This window comes from Granulosicoccus sp. 3-233, assembly GCF_052681095.1.
The window spans coordinates 707,815-721,705 of the sequence record NZ_JBQYLE010000002.1 but is presented as its reverse complement, the minus strand read 5'-3'; the positions used below and the strand labels follow the sequence as shown (position 1 = coordinate 721,705).

The 13,891-nt window shown below is 56.0% G+C and carries 16 protein-coding genes and 1 pseudogene; 4 read left to right on the top strand and 13 right to left on the bottom strand.

Annotated features, from left to right (window positions below; genetic code table 11):
• Positions 1 to 2: 2 nt before the first annotated feature.
• The 4 genes from ACUNV4_RS08045 to ACUNV4_RS08030 form a co-directional block, all read right to left on the bottom strand.
• Positions 3 to 1,034 carry a Gfo/Idh/MocA family protein gene (locus tag ACUNV4_RS08045; RefSeq protein WP_430877993.1) on the bottom strand — a complete coding sequence of 344 codons (1,032 nt, stop codon included), beginning with the start codon at positions 1,032 to 1,034 and terminating at the stop codon, positions 3 to 5.
• Between the two features lie 218 nt (positions 1,035 to 1,252).
• A complete protein-coding gene (locus ACUNV4_RS08040; RefSeq protein ID WP_430877992.1) occupies positions 1,253 to 2,191 on the bottom strand; it encodes an alpha/beta hydrolase family protein in 939 nt (312 codons plus the stop codon).
• A 40-nt stretch (positions 2,192 to 2,231) separates the two neighbouring features.
• Complete coding sequence (locus tag ACUNV4_RS08035) at positions 2,232 to 2,723, bottom strand: AAA family ATPase (RefSeq protein WP_430877991.1); 492 nt, start codon at positions 2,721 to 2,723, stop codon at positions 2,232 to 2,234.
• Positions 2,723 to 3,157, bottom strand: a complete 435-nt coding sequence (locus ACUNV4_RS08030) for a pyridoxamine 5'-phosphate oxidase family protein (protein ID WP_430877990.1) — start codon at positions 3,155 to 3,157, stop codon at positions 2,723 to 2,725. The genes ACUNV4_RS08035 and ACUNV4_RS08030 overlap by 1 nt, the downstream gene beginning before the upstream one ends.
• Before the next feature lie 448 nt (positions 3,158 to 3,605).
• On the opposite strand from ACUNV4_RS08030, the pseudogene ACUNV4_RS08025 reads away from it, so the two are divergent.
• Positions 3,606 to 4,529 (top strand): annotated as a pseudogene (locus tag ACUNV4_RS08025) (ATP-grasp domain-containing protein); the annotation flags it as partial.
• Entirely contained in the window at positions 4,512 to 4,814 is a 303-nt protein-coding gene (locus tag ACUNV4_RS08020) for a cation:proton antiporter regulatory subunit (protein WP_430878299.1), read from the top strand. The pseudogene ACUNV4_RS08025 and the gene ACUNV4_RS08020, both read left to right, overlap by 18 nt.
• A gap of 209 nt (positions 4,815 to 5,023) precedes the next feature.
• Here the strand turns inward: ACUNV4_RS08020 and ACUNV4_RS08015 are convergent, their stop codons facing one another.
• From ACUNV4_RS08015 to ACUNV4_RS07990, 6 genes are all read right to left on the bottom strand, one after another.
• A complete protein-coding gene (locus tag ACUNV4_RS08015; protein ID WP_430877989.1) occupies positions 5,024 to 5,434 on the bottom strand; it encodes a nitrile hydratase accessory protein in 411 nt (136 codons plus the stop codon).
• Between the two features lie 8 nt (positions 5,435 to 5,442).
• Positions 5,443 to 6,075, bottom strand: coding sequence for a nitrile hydratase subunit alpha (gene nthA / locus ACUNV4_RS08010; protein WP_430877988.1), 633 nt, complete (start codon positions 6,073 to 6,075; stop codon positions 5,443 to 5,445).
• A 35-nt stretch (positions 6,076 to 6,110) separates the two neighbouring features.
• The gene (gene nthB, locus ACUNV4_RS08005; RefSeq protein WP_430877987.1) at positions 6,111 to 6,860 is read right to left on the bottom strand and encodes a nitrile hydratase subunit beta; all 750 of its coding nucleotides are present in this window, start codon (positions 6,858 to 6,860) and stop codon (positions 6,111 to 6,113) included.
• The gene (locus ACUNV4_RS08000; RefSeq protein ID WP_430877986.1) at positions 6,844 to 7,869 is read right to left on the bottom strand and encodes a CobW family GTP-binding protein; all 1,026 of its coding nucleotides are present in this window, start codon (positions 7,867 to 7,869) and stop codon (positions 6,844 to 6,846) included. Before ACUNV4_RS08000 ends, nthB begins: the two co-directional genes overlap by 17 nt.
• Before the next feature lie 126 nt (positions 7,870 to 7,995).
• Positions 7,996 to 8,496, bottom strand: coding sequence for a DUF1097 domain-containing protein (locus ACUNV4_RS07995; RefSeq protein WP_430877985.1), 501 nt, complete (start codon positions 8,494 to 8,496; stop codon positions 7,996 to 7,998).
• A 70-nt stretch (positions 8,497 to 8,566) separates the two neighbouring features.
• Positions 8,567 to 9,244 (bottom strand): HupE/UreJ family protein, encoded by a 678-nt coding sequence (locus tag ACUNV4_RS07990; RefSeq protein ID WP_430877984.1) that lies wholly within the window; start codon positions 9,242 to 9,244, stop codon positions 8,567 to 8,569.
• A 439-nt stretch (positions 9,245 to 9,683) separates the two neighbouring features.
• Between ACUNV4_RS07990 and ACUNV4_RS07985 the strand changes: the two genes are divergently transcribed.
• Complete coding sequence (locus ACUNV4_RS07985) at positions 9,684 to 10,742, top strand: hypothetical protein (RefSeq protein ID WP_430877983.1); 1,059 nt, start codon at positions 9,684 to 9,686, stop codon at positions 10,740 to 10,742.
• 51 nt (positions 10,743 to 10,793) lie between these two features.
• On the opposite strand, the gene ACUNV4_RS07980 is transcribed toward ACUNV4_RS07985, so the two are convergent.
• From ACUNV4_RS07980 to ACUNV4_RS07970, 3 genes are all read right to left on the bottom strand, one after another.
• Positions 10,794 to 11,270 carry a hemerythrin domain-containing protein gene (locus ACUNV4_RS07980; protein WP_430877982.1) on the bottom strand — a complete coding sequence of 159 codons (477 nt, stop codon included), beginning with the start codon at positions 11,268 to 11,270 and terminating at the stop codon, positions 10,794 to 10,796.
• A gap of 307 nt (positions 11,271 to 11,577) precedes the next feature.
• Positions 11,578 to 11,760 (bottom strand): hypothetical protein, encoded by a 183-nt coding sequence (locus ACUNV4_RS07975; protein ID WP_430877981.1) that lies wholly within the window; start codon positions 11,758 to 11,760, stop codon positions 11,578 to 11,580.
• Between the two features lie 35 nt (positions 11,761 to 11,795).
• Positions 11,796 to 12,662: a GNAT family N-acetyltransferase gene (locus ACUNV4_RS07970; RefSeq protein ID WP_430877980.1), complete on the bottom strand. Its 867-nt coding sequence runs from the start codon at positions 12,660 to 12,662 to the stop codon at positions 11,796 to 11,798.
• Positions 12,663 to 12,888: 226 nt separating this feature from the next.
• On the opposite strand from ACUNV4_RS07970, the gene ACUNV4_RS07965 reads away from it, so the two are divergent.
• Positions 12,889 to 13,878: an ABC transporter ATP-binding protein gene (locus ACUNV4_RS07965; RefSeq protein ID WP_430877979.1), complete on the top strand. Its 990-nt coding sequence runs from the start codon at positions 12,889 to 12,891 to the stop codon at positions 13,876 to 13,878.
• Positions 13,879 to 13,891 lie beyond the last annotated feature (13 nt).

The following is a 13,891-nucleotide window of genomic DNA, read 5'->3' as shown; positions in this document are numbered from 1 at the left end:
AATCAGACCCAGCGACCGGCAGGATGGGCCTCTTCGGCCAGCAGCTGCGCTTTCAGTGCCAGCTCCATGACCTTGAAGGCATGTGCCTGCGGCATGGCCGTGTCCGTGCGATTCTCGATATCGTTGCGCAGGTTCTGGAAGTAGGGATAACCGGCATCACTGCAATCGATCTTTTCATGGCGCGTGCCGTTGACCAGATAGAGATGGTCGATTCCATCGTCTCGGGCCACATCCACGTACTTGCGCAGTTCGATATAGCCTTCGGTACCCAGTATGGTCAATCGTCCATCGCCCCAGGTTGGCAACGCATCGGGTGTGTACCAGTCCACCCGGATGTAGGCGTGGCCATGCTCGCTCTGCAGCGCAATCTCTCCGAAGTCCTGCAGCCCCTTGTCATCGGGATTGGCGTAATTGCCTACGGTTGCCATGCGGATATCGGCATCGGTGCTACCGGTGAAATACAGAAACTGGTCGATCTGATGTGAACCGATGTCGCACAGAATGCCACCATAGCTGTTGCGGTCGAAGAACCACTCGGGACGCGTGGGCCGGTTGAGTCTGTGTGGCCCCATGCCCAGTGTCTGGATGACCTTGCCGATGGCCCCCTCCTGCACCAGCGTTGCCGCCCTGGTGACACTGGCCACTTCGAAACGCTCGGAGAAATCGATGGACCAGATTCGGCCGGTCTGCTTGACGCACTGTCTGATCTGCTCCAGCTGCTCGAGGGTCGTGCAGCCCGGTTTGTCCACCATGACATCCTTGCCGGCTTCCATCGCCGAGATCGCCAGTGCCGCTCGATCTCGTGGAATGGCGGCAATGAGGATCAGGTCGATACTGTCGTCCTGCAACAGCGTTTTCAGCTCGGGCACGCGTTGTTCGTTGCCGAAACGCTTGACAAAGCCTTCCAGGGTTTCCGGTTCGCCCTCTGTCCACCAGCCCGCAAACTCTCCGCCCACATCCAGCATGTTCTGGATCTGACCGAAAATATGGCGGTGATCGATACCAACCGCAGCGAATCTCAATGACTTTGACATGACCTGGTAACTGTGATTTTTCCGTGAGTGAATTCGTCCGTCGGAATGCATGACATCAGTCCCGGCAAGGGCGCTGAACAGCCAGACGGCAGGCCAGTGACTTTATCAGAACCGTCTCAATGGTAGTGAACTTGCGGCAACCTGCCGAGCAGGATAACGCCTAACGCGTCAGATGTGAATCAATTTTGTAACAATTTGTCGCGCGAGCGGAAAACCCCTTAGTCCAGAAGCTGCCTCTCCAGAAAGTCAAGCACTTTTCGACGCATGCGAGGCGTTTCCACATGGCCGCTTTCCGGCTCGATCAGCAACTCCCAGGCATGAGCGGCATCAGCACATTCGCAGGCTTGTTCCAGAGGCTTCACCACTGCGTCGAGTGCCCGAGGTGGCGTCAGCGAATCCAACGCACCAACGGCACACAGATGAGGGCGAGGGATGATCAGCGAGACGATGTCAGCCGTGCTGAATTGTGCACACAGCCCTGGGACCGTCATGTAGATTCCGTGCTCATCGTGCGCCCCGAGTTCAATCAGGGTTTCAAGGTCGGCCAGACAGCAGACTTCCGCCACCGCCTTCACCCGATCATCCAGTGCAGCCAGCCACCAGCCCAGCGTTGCCCCCATGGAAATTCCATAAGCCGCTATCCTGCTGGAGTCCATGTCAGCCCTGCCCTCCAGGTAATCGATGGCACTGGCCAGTTCTCGCAACATGGTGCCGAACAGCGTATCCCCGTGCCACAGGAGGGACTTGCTCAAGGCAGATTCACCATAGCCTGAGCGCTCACCGAAACATGGCAGGTCTACAACCAGTGCAGCCATACCGCGTTCGATCAGCACAGGTGCATAGGGACCTTCGCTCAAGGCCGGTCGGCCACTCAGCAGCTCCTGCTTGCCGATAGCATGATTATTGCCATGGGCATGACAGTACAACACCACCGGAAAAGGCCCATCGCCCTCGGGCCTGCACAACAGAGCGGGAATCCAGTCGTCCGGCGCATGGGCGGTGCGTCGCGTGCACGGCACTTGCAATCGTTCGATCACCATGCCACCGGAGACAGTTGGCGGTACTGATCGTCGGTCTGGCACCGCAGCCGACTCGGGCCGCCGTGGAGCTGGCCAGCCGCCAAGCAGAACATGCAGTCTTTCTCGTGTTTGTTGCATGGCACTGATCATACAATCAGCCGGTGTCGATCAGAATTGCTCATCCGCAATCGTGACGAATGATGTCGAAACCTTCGTCGTTCGACGGAGGCTCGAAAAATCGAGTGATGGCATCGAACATCGCCACGGTATCCGTTGCATGGCGTTGCGGCTCTTCGATTGCCCGGGCTTTCAGCCGCGCCTTGCAAGACTCATCGGAACTGTGCAGATAGTGAAATTCATGAGATGCGCCGGCTTGCACGATGACATCCTGTATCCAGCGACGCTGAGTGACGGTATTGGCAGGAAAGTCGAGTACGACGGAGGCTCCATTGCGCAGGAGATCGATCAGCACCGGTCGTATCGCCGATTTCAGCTTGTCGGAACAGCGCACATAGCTCGACACATCATTCACCTCTCCGGCATACAGCGCAGCCAGCAAATGATCCTCACTGAGCATGGTCGACGCGCGCTCTGCAGCAATCTGCCGCGCAAGGGTACTCTTGCCCGATGCCATCTTCCCGCAGAAGACATACAACGTTCCCCTGGACATTACTGATCCTCCTTGAGCACCTGCACGAACCCGGGTGGATCTCCTCGTGGGCTGACATCGGCAGAACCGTTGACATGCTGAGTGGACAGACAGAGAAACGGAGATCGAGCAATGAAGGCTCGGCAATGCCGGTCAAGTGCCGGCAGACACTTGTCAATCGCCAGAGCATGCGTGTCGGCATGAAGGTCACGCAGCTCGGCTTCGCTGCTGATCGTGAATCTGGCATCCGGCTTCTTCATGGACAGTGCAGTCAGCTTCAGGCGTGGCAAACAGGTTCTGGGCCAATGATTCTGACCGCATGGTGCTGTCCCTGCAACCACGTTCAGCGCCGTCGACAAGTCCTTCTCGATCAGTGCGAACGGTAATCGCTGCGAATCGCCCGCCTGTCGTGTCCAACGATCCGTGGTTGCGGCGCTGAACGGTCTCCATCGCATGACCCATCTGCAACTGGCAGGAATCGGTATCGGCAGATGATCGACTGCTCGTTCTCGCAGCTGGGGGCTTGAACTCAGGGCACTTGCCGACAGGCAGGCCGGATGGCGTGTCGATGCTGTCGCTCTCGCTGCGGAAATATTGCAGCGTGCAAAGGACCTGACAGGCGAACTCACCGCGCGTGTCATCTTTCATGAAGGCATCATTGATGTCGCGCCTGAAACGAAAAGCTGCCCACTCTCTCTCCAGATCCGGATGAGTCGGTACAGCGCAATGCCGGATTTCGCGACATCGATCATTTCTACACGGCGCCAACCTACAGGGGATGGGTATGTCATAAAAAGTGAGCGGCTGTACTCGACGCATGTTGTACTCTATAGCCTGACTGGTCGCTCTTCAAAATGACAAACCCTGGCCGGAACATCATATGGCCGCAATTGGAAGAAAAACATGAAACTCGGAATCCTGTCGTGTGGCCCGAACTCCTACAGCACTCGTCGACTCGTGGAGGCAGCAAAGCAACGCAACCACACGGTCAGAGTCCTGAACACCCTGAAGTTCGCCATCGATCTCCAGCAGGGTGTACCTGACCTGTATTATCGGCAGAAGACACTGAGCAGCTACGATGCTGTCCTGCCTCGCATCGGCGCTTCAATCACCTATTATGGAACGGCAGTGGTCAGACAATGCCAGGAGATGGATATTTTCTGCGCCAACACGGCCGCCGGCATCACCAACTCGCGGGACAAGCTGCGTAGTCTGCAGATTCTCAGCCGGCACCATGTAGGCATCCCCAGAACAACCTTCGTACGCGACAAGAAAGACGTGCTGCCCGCCATCGAAAGGGTCGGTGGTGCACCCGTGGTCATCAAGCTGATCGAAGGCACCCAGGGAATCGGCGTACTCCTCGCAGAATCCACCAAGTCGGCCGAGGCGATCATCGAGTTGCTGCAGAGTCAGAAGCAGAATGTGCTGATCCAGAAATTTGTCGCCGAGAGCAAAGGCAAGGACATCCGTGCTTTCGTGGTCGGCGACCGAGTGGTGGCTGCCATGCGCCGAGTCGCTCAGGGCCAGGAATTTCGCAGCAATGTGCATCGCGGCGGTGTCGCCGAAGCCGTCGAGTTGTCGGATGAATACAACGAAACGGCCGTTCGTGCAGCACAGATACTCGGCCTTCGTGTGGCGGGTGTCGACATGCTCGAAGGAAAGAACGGACCTCAGATCATGGAAGTCAACTCATCCCCGGGCCTGGAAGGTATCGAAACCTGTACCGGCCTGGATGTTGCCGGAAGTGTCATCGACTATATCGCTGCCCAGGTCGATTTTCCCGAAATCGACATTCGACAGAGACTCACCATCAGCAAGGGCTATGGTGTCAGCGAGATCTACATACCGGAAGGCTCCCACTTTGTCGGCGTCTCCATCGCGGATACCGAGCTGTCGGAACAGGACATCAACGTGCTGACCCTTTACCGAGGTGGCAAGATCATCCCCAACCCGAAAAAGGAACGCGTGCTGGAAGCGGATGACAAGTTGCTGTGCTACGGCAAGCTGGAGTCCATGCGCAGCATGGTGCCGGTCAAGACTCGTCGCCGGCGCCGTCCTGAAGTACTGGATCTGGTCACCGAGGTGCCGCATTCCGACAACCCGAGCGCATAGCCGCTCAGACGACCACACCCGGTGAAAGATTGAGCCATGAAGGCTGGTTCACCCCCGGTGGGATATCGATCATCCCCCCGGGGGCCGCATTGCGACAGTCGTCGCCTGCACAAGCAGGGAACGTCCCACTGTGGTTCCTTGACGTCACACAGGAATTCGACCATTGAACGCAGGTTCGCTATCGGGACCCACGCAACGACAGGACACATTCACGAAAGAGCCGTACCAGAAATCCCGGAAAGCTCGTTCATGCCGCTCTCATGGCCATCGGACCCACGCTTGCAATCCAGCAGGCCACTGAACCGCGATTCGATTTCGCCAGCTTCGAGAATGCCAGCCTTTACCACTACCTGTTCCAGCGCATCCATCCAGCATTGATAGTAATCCCAACTCACGTCGTCCAGATCATGCGACGTTTCCCATGAGCGGATATTGTTCATCAGGGCCTGTCGAAACTCGTCCCACTCATAGTGACCTTCCTTCGACAGGGCAATCGCCACGCCGAACACCAGCTTCTCCCAGTCGCGGTCGAATTGCAGATGTCCATCTTCCCGAGGTGGTGCCTCTTCAGACGACCCCATCATGCTGGTTGCCGCATAATGTTCGAATCGTGTAAACATGATCGATGCTACTCCGAAGGCGCTCTGACCAGAGCCACACCCATCATGGCCTCCGGAGTCAGCAAGCTGGCCAGCTCCTCCTCGCCGAGATCCTCGGTGCCTTCGGGTCTCATGGGCAGAACCCACCAGCGAATCTGAGCACTGCTATCCCATATGCGCACATTGACCGAATCATCCAGCTGCACACCGAATTCGTTCAGAACGACGCGTGGCTCACGAACCACTCGGGCTCGGAATGTCGGATCCTTGAACCAATAGGGAGGCAGCCCGAGCGTCGGCCACGGGTAGCAGGAGCACAAAGTGCAAACCACTACATTGTGAACGTCCGGAGTGTTCTCGACGATACGCATATGCTCACCTTCGGCACCGGACATCCCATTGGGCAGGTCGAGCTGTTTACAGGCGGCGTTGCAATCCTCGAGCAGCAATTGCTTGAATTCCGGGTCGACCCATGCTCGTGCCACCAGTTTGGCACCATTGAATGGTCCCATTTCAGTGTCAAAATAGCCGAGCACCTTGTCGACCGTTTTTCCGGTGATGACACCTTTTTCTATCAACAGTGATTCGAGTGCTTTCGCCCTTGCTTCACTGATCACTTCTTTGTCCGCGTCGTAGCGGAATCCGGGGTATAGACTGGTCATGGTGTATTTCCCAATTGATTGTTTGGTCGAACTGATCAAGCAGCTTCGATATAGGCTTCAAAGATATCGTTGTAATATACGGAGCCCGGCTCGATCAACGATTCGTCCCAGAGATCTTCAGCCTTGAAGGCAAGGTTGTACACGGGCATGGGCGTACCGAGCCCATCTGCAGTGCTGTAGAAGTAGGTATACGATTCCTCATAGACTTCCATCACTTCTGCCACACGACCTTGCAGATTGCCTGGCAGTCGACTGTGAACGCCGGCTGAAATCGTCTTTATTCTCACTCTGTCACCAACACTGAATCTGGGTGCCGTGCTGGCTGCTCTCTTTGGCGAATCACCTTCCCGCAGGTATTTCTCCACCTGCGTATCGATCAAGGGATCCCCACCTGCCGGCAACTCAGTCGGTTTTTCATCGGCCATGTCTTTCAGGATCAGAGCTGCACGAGCATCGAGTTCTTCTTCGGTGATATACCCCTCTTCGATGAAGAACCCGGAAATACCCCCCAACCACTTTTCGTAGTATCGCAATCGAAAGTAGTCGAACGGATGGATGTTCTCGGCCCCCTGCCGCAAATGTGCCCAGGTCCAGAAGCTTTCGAAAGTGCTTGGCACCTGACTCATGTCGTAATCCGGCAGCGAACCATCAAGATGATTACTCAACGCCATCATCGCTGTATGAATGCCGAATATGCGCTGCTCCCATTCTTCCACGAAGACACGCGGTTCAGTATTGACAGGATCAAGCCCTTCCAGACCACCGAGATTATGCTGTAATTTCATCGTTTGTCCTCACGTCTTTTGAATTGGCCGGATCTGCAGCATCTTCTTCGATGAAACAGCTTCGGAAACCGGCATGAAGCTCTCTGGCATCGAGGTTTCTTCCAATGAAGACCATCTCGTTGAACCTCTCCTGCCCAGCAGCCCAGGCCTTGCCGGGCTGCCCATCCAGAGTCATGTGCACGCCCTGAAAAACAAAGCGTCGGGCATTGTCGTCGAGATTGAGAATACCCTTCATTCGAAAGATATCGGCGCCGCGTGCCTGTACCAGCTGGTAGAGCCAGCGGTTCAGATCGTCGCTGTCCATGGTCCCCTTCTCCTTGAACGCAATGGATTGAATGTCATCATCATGCTCATGAGCATCGTCGTCCAGCAATTTGGGGTCGATGGCAAGAGCCTGTTGAAGATCGAAGGCATTCACTTCGAGAATGCTGTCAAGATCGACATCACAGTTTCTGGTCGTGTGAATGGACGCCATCCCGTTGAGACTTCGAACCTTGTGTCTCAGAGCCTGAAGCTCTTCGTCATTCGTCAGGTCTGCCTTGTTCAACAACACCACATCAGCAAAGGCTATTTGCTCTTCCGCCTCATGACTATCCCAGTGATTGACGATGTGGCAGGCATCCACAACCGTGACAACGGCGTCAAGTCGTGTATGCCTGAGCATGGTCTCGTCAACGAAGAATGACTGTATGACCGGTGCAGGATCCGCCAACCCGGTCGTTTCGATGATCAAGTGATCGAAGTCATTCAGACGTTCAGTCAAATCCGAGACGATTCGAATCAGGTCACCTCTCACAGTACAACAGATGCATCCGTTGTTCATCTCGAATATCTCTTCATCAGCTCCCACGACCAACTGATGATCGATACCGATTTCACCGAATTCATTGACGATGACGGCGATACGCTTGCCATGGTCACCCGTCAGAATTCTGTTCAACAGCGTGGTCTTGCCGGCACCCAGATAACCGGTCAATACCGTTACCGGAATTTTCTTGTCAAGAGTCATGTCTGCTTCCAGAACTGTGGATTGATCGAAGTAGCGACAATGTCGCCATTGAAGGGCAATTGCCTACGGGAATCGTCGGCCGACTCGGATCGGCTTCGCGCCAGAACTGCCTCGCAGACCAGGCAATCATGAAACCGGCTCGATCGTCGTCAACTTCTTCCCCCAGGCCTCGGACGCATAGCCGAACACGGCACCCAGCAGCATGGCCGTAACTGCAATCAGAATCGGGTTTTCCGGGAAAGGATCACTTACTGCAAGACCGGTAACTGCTGTCGTGCCTACGGTTTGAGAAAACCCCCAGACAATGGCTGGAATGATACCGTGCGTGAATGGCAGCTTGGATGCCTGCACCATGGCTGCGCTACCGATGCCGACGCAGATTGCCGCCACCAGAAGATTGTCCCCGATCAGCTCTATTGCCAGCAAGGATAATCCGGCAATCAGGATACCCGTGAAATTGCAGGCTACGGATTTGACGAACCCTGCCTTGCCTCCGCCGACTATGAAGAATGACGCCCAGGCGGTAAACGTGACCCAGACTGGAACCGGAATGATCGTCGCCGTGACGACGACCGCGACGCCGCCTAGAATTCCGATACTGACAGTAAGTGCTTCAGATTGTTTCATGCTTTATACCTTCCCATCGTGCGGGTTTGAATTCATCGACATGTAGAGAGAGCATTCGAAAACCCTCCTGTCAGGCCATGGCCGCCATGGCAAAAAAGGCAGCACCAATGCTCGATATTGCAAGCCCGACAAGTCGCAAAGGACGATTGTCTGCCAGAGATTCACCCTTGAGGAGCCGCGCGGCAAGCAGATAGCTGCCAAGGGCCATGACCATCTGGACAAGCGTCAGTCCGGTGAGATAGGAAGCTAACGTCGCCATGTTCGCCCCTACAATTGCTTCCGCATAGGCATAACCGTGAAAGACTCCGGCTACGGCCGTCAGAATGGCCTCTTTGCGTACATCAAGCCGCTGTTTCATTGTCAGCAAGGCACCGACAAGTACAACAGAGGCGGCAATGAACAGCTCGACTGCCGGGATCGTGAACAACTGCAGATGCAACCCCACTCCTGCCATGCTTCCGGCAACAAAACCCAGTGGAATCAACAGACCGCGCCTTGCGATGGCAGCCAACAAACCTGCTGCTATGATGAAGGCAAGATGGTCCAGGCCGATCACAGGATGTCCGATGCCTGAGAGCAGGCCTTCCAAGGCCGTTTCAGGTTGTCGACCGCCCAGTGGATGATGCGCAAGCGCCGACAACGGGGTCAAGGCAATGCTTGCCAGAAACAACAGTCTGTGTCTGGTTTTCTTCCCGATGGCTCGGAAATGGGACAGTGGAGTTCGGTTATGAGAAGTCTTGGATGACATGTTCTTTGCTCGGAATCTGAACTGAGAGTAAAATCTATCACCTATATAGTTTTCACTTGCTGCTGAATTTGCAGCACGGCAGTACCCTTTTTGCAGCACATCGACAAGCCTGCGCGAATCGCGGACCGGACTGACAAGTGGCTCGCAAGCGAAAGTCCACAGCCCGATTCCCGGGAATCAGAGCACGCTGGCAAATGACAGCGTCGATATCTCATGAGGGCACCAGCCTGATGAGACCGGCTCGATATACCGAAAGACTGCGCGTCGACCTTTCCGTAGAAAAATGGAAATTTCAAACCAACGCCCCCATGGACTCGGCGGTGATTTCCCGTACATCAATCAGGCGTAAAAATACCCGAGATTTCTCTTGACGGAGGTCACTGCCAGGCGCATATAGCGCTCTCAATCCAGCTGTTTTCCTGCTCATCGAGAATGCACCATGACCCATTGCGCCACCCGTCCGACCTACTGCCTGCTGCTGGCTTCACTCATCGTCCTGAGCAGCGGTTGTAGCGATTCTGGCGGTGGCAGTGCTATCAGCTCTCCACCAGAATCGGACGCTGGTGGTCTGCCATTTGCGCTCGCCGATGAAAACGGGACGTCCGACGTCGCGCGCCTGGGCTATCCGGAGGTTCGTGATCTGTCGCGCGATCTTGCCACCGGCAGGTTTCTGGATCGCTACTTCGACATCGATTCTGCCGTGGCTGCACTTGCAATCGAGGCGGCCGATGCCGAAGAAAACAGCGACTACCCCTGTCCCGATGGTGGAACCGTCAATGCAAACAGGATCAGCCGCAATGGACCGATTCCCTCCCATGTCGCCACATTCGCCGATTGCTCCCTTGAAAGTCGAACCCTGTCCGGCTCTCTGACACGAGAAGTCAATCCGGGTGTGATCGGTTCAGGCAGCTACATCGCCATAACGGCCACATTCGAAGCTCTGGAAATTCGCTCCGGTGACAGTGAGCGATTACTGATCAGTGGTACGGCGATGCGTCAGCGTACGGATGGATCAGCAGCGGTTGGCGTGGAGCGCGGCTCCTGCACCCTTGAAGAAGACAACCGTTCTCTGATCGAAGGATCCTCTATCACCTCGGCGCTGATCGAAGAGAGTGGTATCGCCGGCAGTATCACGGTTTCCGACTACAGCCATGATCGCTGGGATGCCAGGTTTCACGATGCCAGTTCAAACGCTCCCCTGTGCCCACTCACGATTGCACAACGGGAGTCCGCCAGCCTGAAAGCACACTTTGACCACTACAGCAACAGCGCCATCAACGGGACCGCCAGCGTGACCAGCAGCATCAGTATCGGCATGGCCGATGCAATGGACGCAGCATCACAGACCAGCGTGCTGCCGGATGGCTCCAGTGTGACGCTCACCGCGCTGCAGGATCAGGCAGGCAAGGTACAAGTCGACATTGTGAGCGAAGGTTCTGCCATATCCTTCATTGATGACCATGTATTCCCCTCTCAGGACTTCGTATTGTCGTTTTGAGAGGTCACAACCACTGACGGGAAGCCGCGCCCAGCGGCTTCCCGTCAAACTTCACGCCATCTCCTCGGATTTCCTGTCATCGAAGACTTCCAGCAACTCGGCCAGCTTCGATTCCCCCAGGGTCTGCCGGGCAAGCGCGAAGACATCGTCCTCTTCCTCTTCCATGTGGTGATCGTTGTCGTGAACCAGCTTCTTGAAGGTCTTGAGCCACTCCGGTGAACTCATGTCGGTTTCGTCCAGCTTCTCGATCAATTCCATCGCCTCATGATGTTCTGCCACACTGTGGCGACTCTGATCAGTGCTTTCCGAGTGCTTCATGAGTGGGGCATAGAAGGCATGCTCTTCGGCTGCCGCATGGGCTTCGAATTCGGCCTTGAACTGCTGGTACAGTTCTCGCCGTTTCTCGGAGTCGCCTTCGGTGTCCTCGATCCTTCTCATCAGGTCACGCTGTGTCTCGTGGTCCGACTTTATCCGTTCCAGTATGTTCATGTGCTCGTTGATCTCCTGCGTGCGAGTGGTCAGTGTCATGCGCGGTTCGCCGACTCCGTGAGCCGGTGATACGACGCTGCGCAGCAGAATCATGGACCAGCGCTGGTCAACCCCCTTTCAGTTTGTAAGCTTTTCACGGTTGAGAGGACGCTCGAACAGTCTTGATTGCAAGCGTATCGGGAAGGCCTGACGATGCAGTCAGCCCAGCAGGTCATCTCGTTTACAGAACGCGAAAGGTCCTGTTTGTGACGAGGACTTCACGCATCATTCGATACTTCAGTTCCGCCACAGGGACGTGGACTGGCAACTGGCGCTCACGGTATCCCCGGCGCGATAGTGCAATCAGCTATTTTCTTCGTCTGCCAACAAACCAGAGATACACCAGAATGCCACCGAACAGACCGGCGACATAGCTCATCAGCTCGTTGACCTGCATGCTCTGGCCGGAAATCAGGAAATAGAGAAACACCAATCCGGTCAGGGCCAGCGAAATGAGCAGTGCCTTCGTCAGATTGCTGCGCTTCTTCATGTCATTCTTCCTGCCCGACAAAAGCCGGACTTGCATTAACCCAGTTCGAAGGAGGCAACCCCGAACAACTCACCCAACTGATAACGCGGGCACTTCCCCTTGTACATCCGCGCGGTTTCGAAGACGGCAGTCAGCCCGATGCGACTGGCCAGCTCGACCCCTTCCTTATTCGGCTCTGGCACGTCCAGTATGAGAGTCGATGCAGACGTTGTAGAAACCAGTTGGCGTAGCAGCTCGCCTGCATGATCCACAGAACGGGCCAATACGGGTCCTGCCTTGTAACCCTCTGCACACCGTCGAATGGTAGCGAAAGCCTGCAGGGTTCCATCATCAGCGACACAGACAAGTGAGTGCCGCGAATCGCTCGGTGCAACCCAACTGGCCAGCAGTGCTTCCCGGCGATAGCCCGCCGCTTTTTCGTCCATGGCCAGCAGCGCTGTCCAGTCCTCAGCGCCATAGGCTCGGCAGCTGCCACTCACGGCTTCGCTGGTACCGACACTGGACAACCCTGAGGTCAAGCCGGCGAAGCGGATATTGCGGTAGGCCAGCTCGAAGCCGGACTTGCGATAGTTGTTCTGCTGTTCCACGACCCCATCCAGACCAATGACCTTGCCTTCCAGATAGCGCATCCCTGCCTGCCACACCGCCCATCCGAACCCCTGACCGCGATAGTCCGGATGACAGATGTACAGGCCCAGAAATCCATGTTCTTCATCATGCCGGACAACCGAGATGGCGGCCGCGGGCTGCTCACCGTCAAAGGCCATGAAGAAGCCGTCAGGATCCGCCTGCTGAAACAGACGTGCATCGTCCACACCGGGATTCCAGCCTTCTCTGCTTGCCCAATCGAGCATGAGCTCGATCTCGGCAAAGGTTGCCGGGCGAATCGTGGGAGTGCTCATGTTCTTGACGGGTCCTGCTCGTTCTGCAAAGGATCCGAAGAGCGTAGCACTGCAAGGCTGTCGCGTCATGAATGGTCATTGATTTGACGGCGGCATCCAACACGGTACGAAACTTGACACTGAGGTTACCTGTGAGGCCGAAAAGCCTGTTATTTCGCGAAAAACGATCTTTTTACGCACCACCTGAGTGCAATCAATCTGAAACACGCACCATATGGGAACCCCGTTGAACGACAAGCCACTCCACGGCGAACTGGAACTGATGCAGGTCACCAAGCGTTTTGGTGATTCCATTGCAGTCGACAGCTTCACTCAGCATTTCCCGGCAGGCCAGTATGTCAGTCTGCTGGGTCCGTCGGGCTGCGGCAAATCCACGACTCTGCGAATGATCGCCGGACACGAATCAGTCAGTTCGGGTGACATACGCCTCGATGGTCGCAGCATCAGCCAGCTGCGGCCTGCGCAGCGCGGCACGGCCATGATGTTCCAGAGCTACGCCCTGTTCCCCCATCTGAGCGTGCTCGACAACGTGGCCTTCAGCCTGAAGATGCGGGGGGTCGACACCACTGCTCGGGAACGCAAGGCGCACGAACTGCTGGAACTGGTGCATATGGACGAATTCGCTTCACGCATGCCTGAGCAGCTATCGGGCGGACAGCAGCAACGGGTTGCACTGGCACGCGCACTGATAACCGAGCCTTCGGTGTTGCTGCTGGACGAACCACTTTCCGCACTGGATCCATTCCTGCGCATACGCATGCGAGCTGAACTGTCCCGTCTGCAGCGCGAACTCGGCATGACGTTCATCCATGTGACCCATAGCCAGGACGAGGCCATGGCACTGTCAGATCGTGTGGTTCTGATGAACAACTCGGTCATTGAACAGGCAGGTACACCCGAGGAGATCTTCAACGCTCCGCAGACAAGCTTCGTTGCGAAATTCATGGGTGGTCACAACATCGTCGACGTCGATGGTCGTGCCTATGCCTTGCGTACCGATCGTACACGTCTGTCCACGAACGGCGGCGGCGTGGCGGCACAGGTAGCCAATGTCGAATTCCTTGGCCGCACGGTGGATGTCTCACTCGACTGCAACGGTGTCGAGCTGGTCGCCTCAATGCCTGACGGTGATTTCCACCGTGATCGTGTTCGCACCGGAGACAGCATCTGCGTGCACTGGTCACACGATGACCTCTACGAACTGTCTGATGCCTGAGCAACTACTCGAC

What these genes read in the sequence shown, in the direction of transcription:
- ACUNV4_RS08045 (WP_430877993.1), bottom strand. Translation starts at nt 1,034, where the DNA reads ATGTCAAAGTCATTGAGATTCGCTGCGGTTGGTATCGATCACCGCCAT.
- ACUNV4_RS08030 (WP_430877990.1), bottom strand. Translation starts at nt 3,157, where the DNA reads ATGCGATGGAGACCGTTCAGCGCCGCAACCACGGATCGTTGGACACGA.
- ACUNV4_RS08040 (WP_430877992.1), bottom strand. Translation starts at nt 2,191, where the DNA reads ATGCAACAAACACGAGAAAGACTGCATGTTCTGCTTGGCGGCTGGCCA.
- ACUNV4_RS08015 (WP_430877989.1), bottom strand. Translation starts at nt 5,434, where the DNA reads ATGTTTACACGATTCGAACATTATGCGGCAACCAGCATGATGGGGTCG.
- ACUNV4_RS07970 (WP_430877980.1), bottom strand. Translation starts at nt 12,662, where the DNA reads ATGAGCACTCCCACGATTCGCCCGGCAACCTTTGCCGAGATCGAGCTC.
- ACUNV4_RS07980 (WP_430877982.1), bottom strand. Translation starts at nt 11,270, where the DNA reads ATGACACTGACCACTCGCACGCAGGAGATCAACGAGCACATGAACATA.
- nthA (WP_430877988.1), bottom strand. Translation starts at nt 6,075, where the DNA reads ATGACCAGTCTATACCCCGGATTCCGCTACGACGCGGACAAAGAAGTG.
- ACUNV4_RS07995 (WP_430877985.1), bottom strand. Translation starts at nt 8,496, where the DNA reads ATGAAACAATCTGAAGCACTTACTGTCAGTATCGGAATTCTAGGCGGC.
- ACUNV4_RS07990 (WP_430877984.1), bottom strand. Translation starts at nt 9,244, where the DNA reads ATGTCATCCAAGACTTCTCATAACCGAACTCCACTGTCCCATTTCCGA.
- ACUNV4_RS08000 (WP_430877986.1), bottom strand. Translation starts at nt 7,869, where the DNA reads ATGACTCTTGACAAGAAAATTCCGGTAACGGTATTGACCGGTTATCTG.
- ACUNV4_RS07975 (WP_430877981.1), bottom strand. Translation starts at nt 11,760, where the DNA reads ATGAAGAAGCGCAGCAATCTGACGAAGGCACTGCTCATTTCGCTGGCC.
- nthB (WP_430877987.1), bottom strand. Translation starts at nt 6,860, where the DNA reads ATGAAATTACAGCATAATCTCGGTGGTCTGGAAGGGCTTGATCCTGTC.
- ACUNV4_RS07985 (WP_430877983.1), top strand. Translation starts at nt 9,684, where the DNA reads ATGACCCATTGCGCCACCCGTCCGACCTACTGCCTGCTGCTGGCTTCA.
- ACUNV4_RS08035 (WP_430877991.1), bottom strand. Translation starts at nt 2,723, where the DNA reads ATGTCCAGGGGAACGTTGTATGTCTTCTGCGGGAAGATGGCATCGGGC.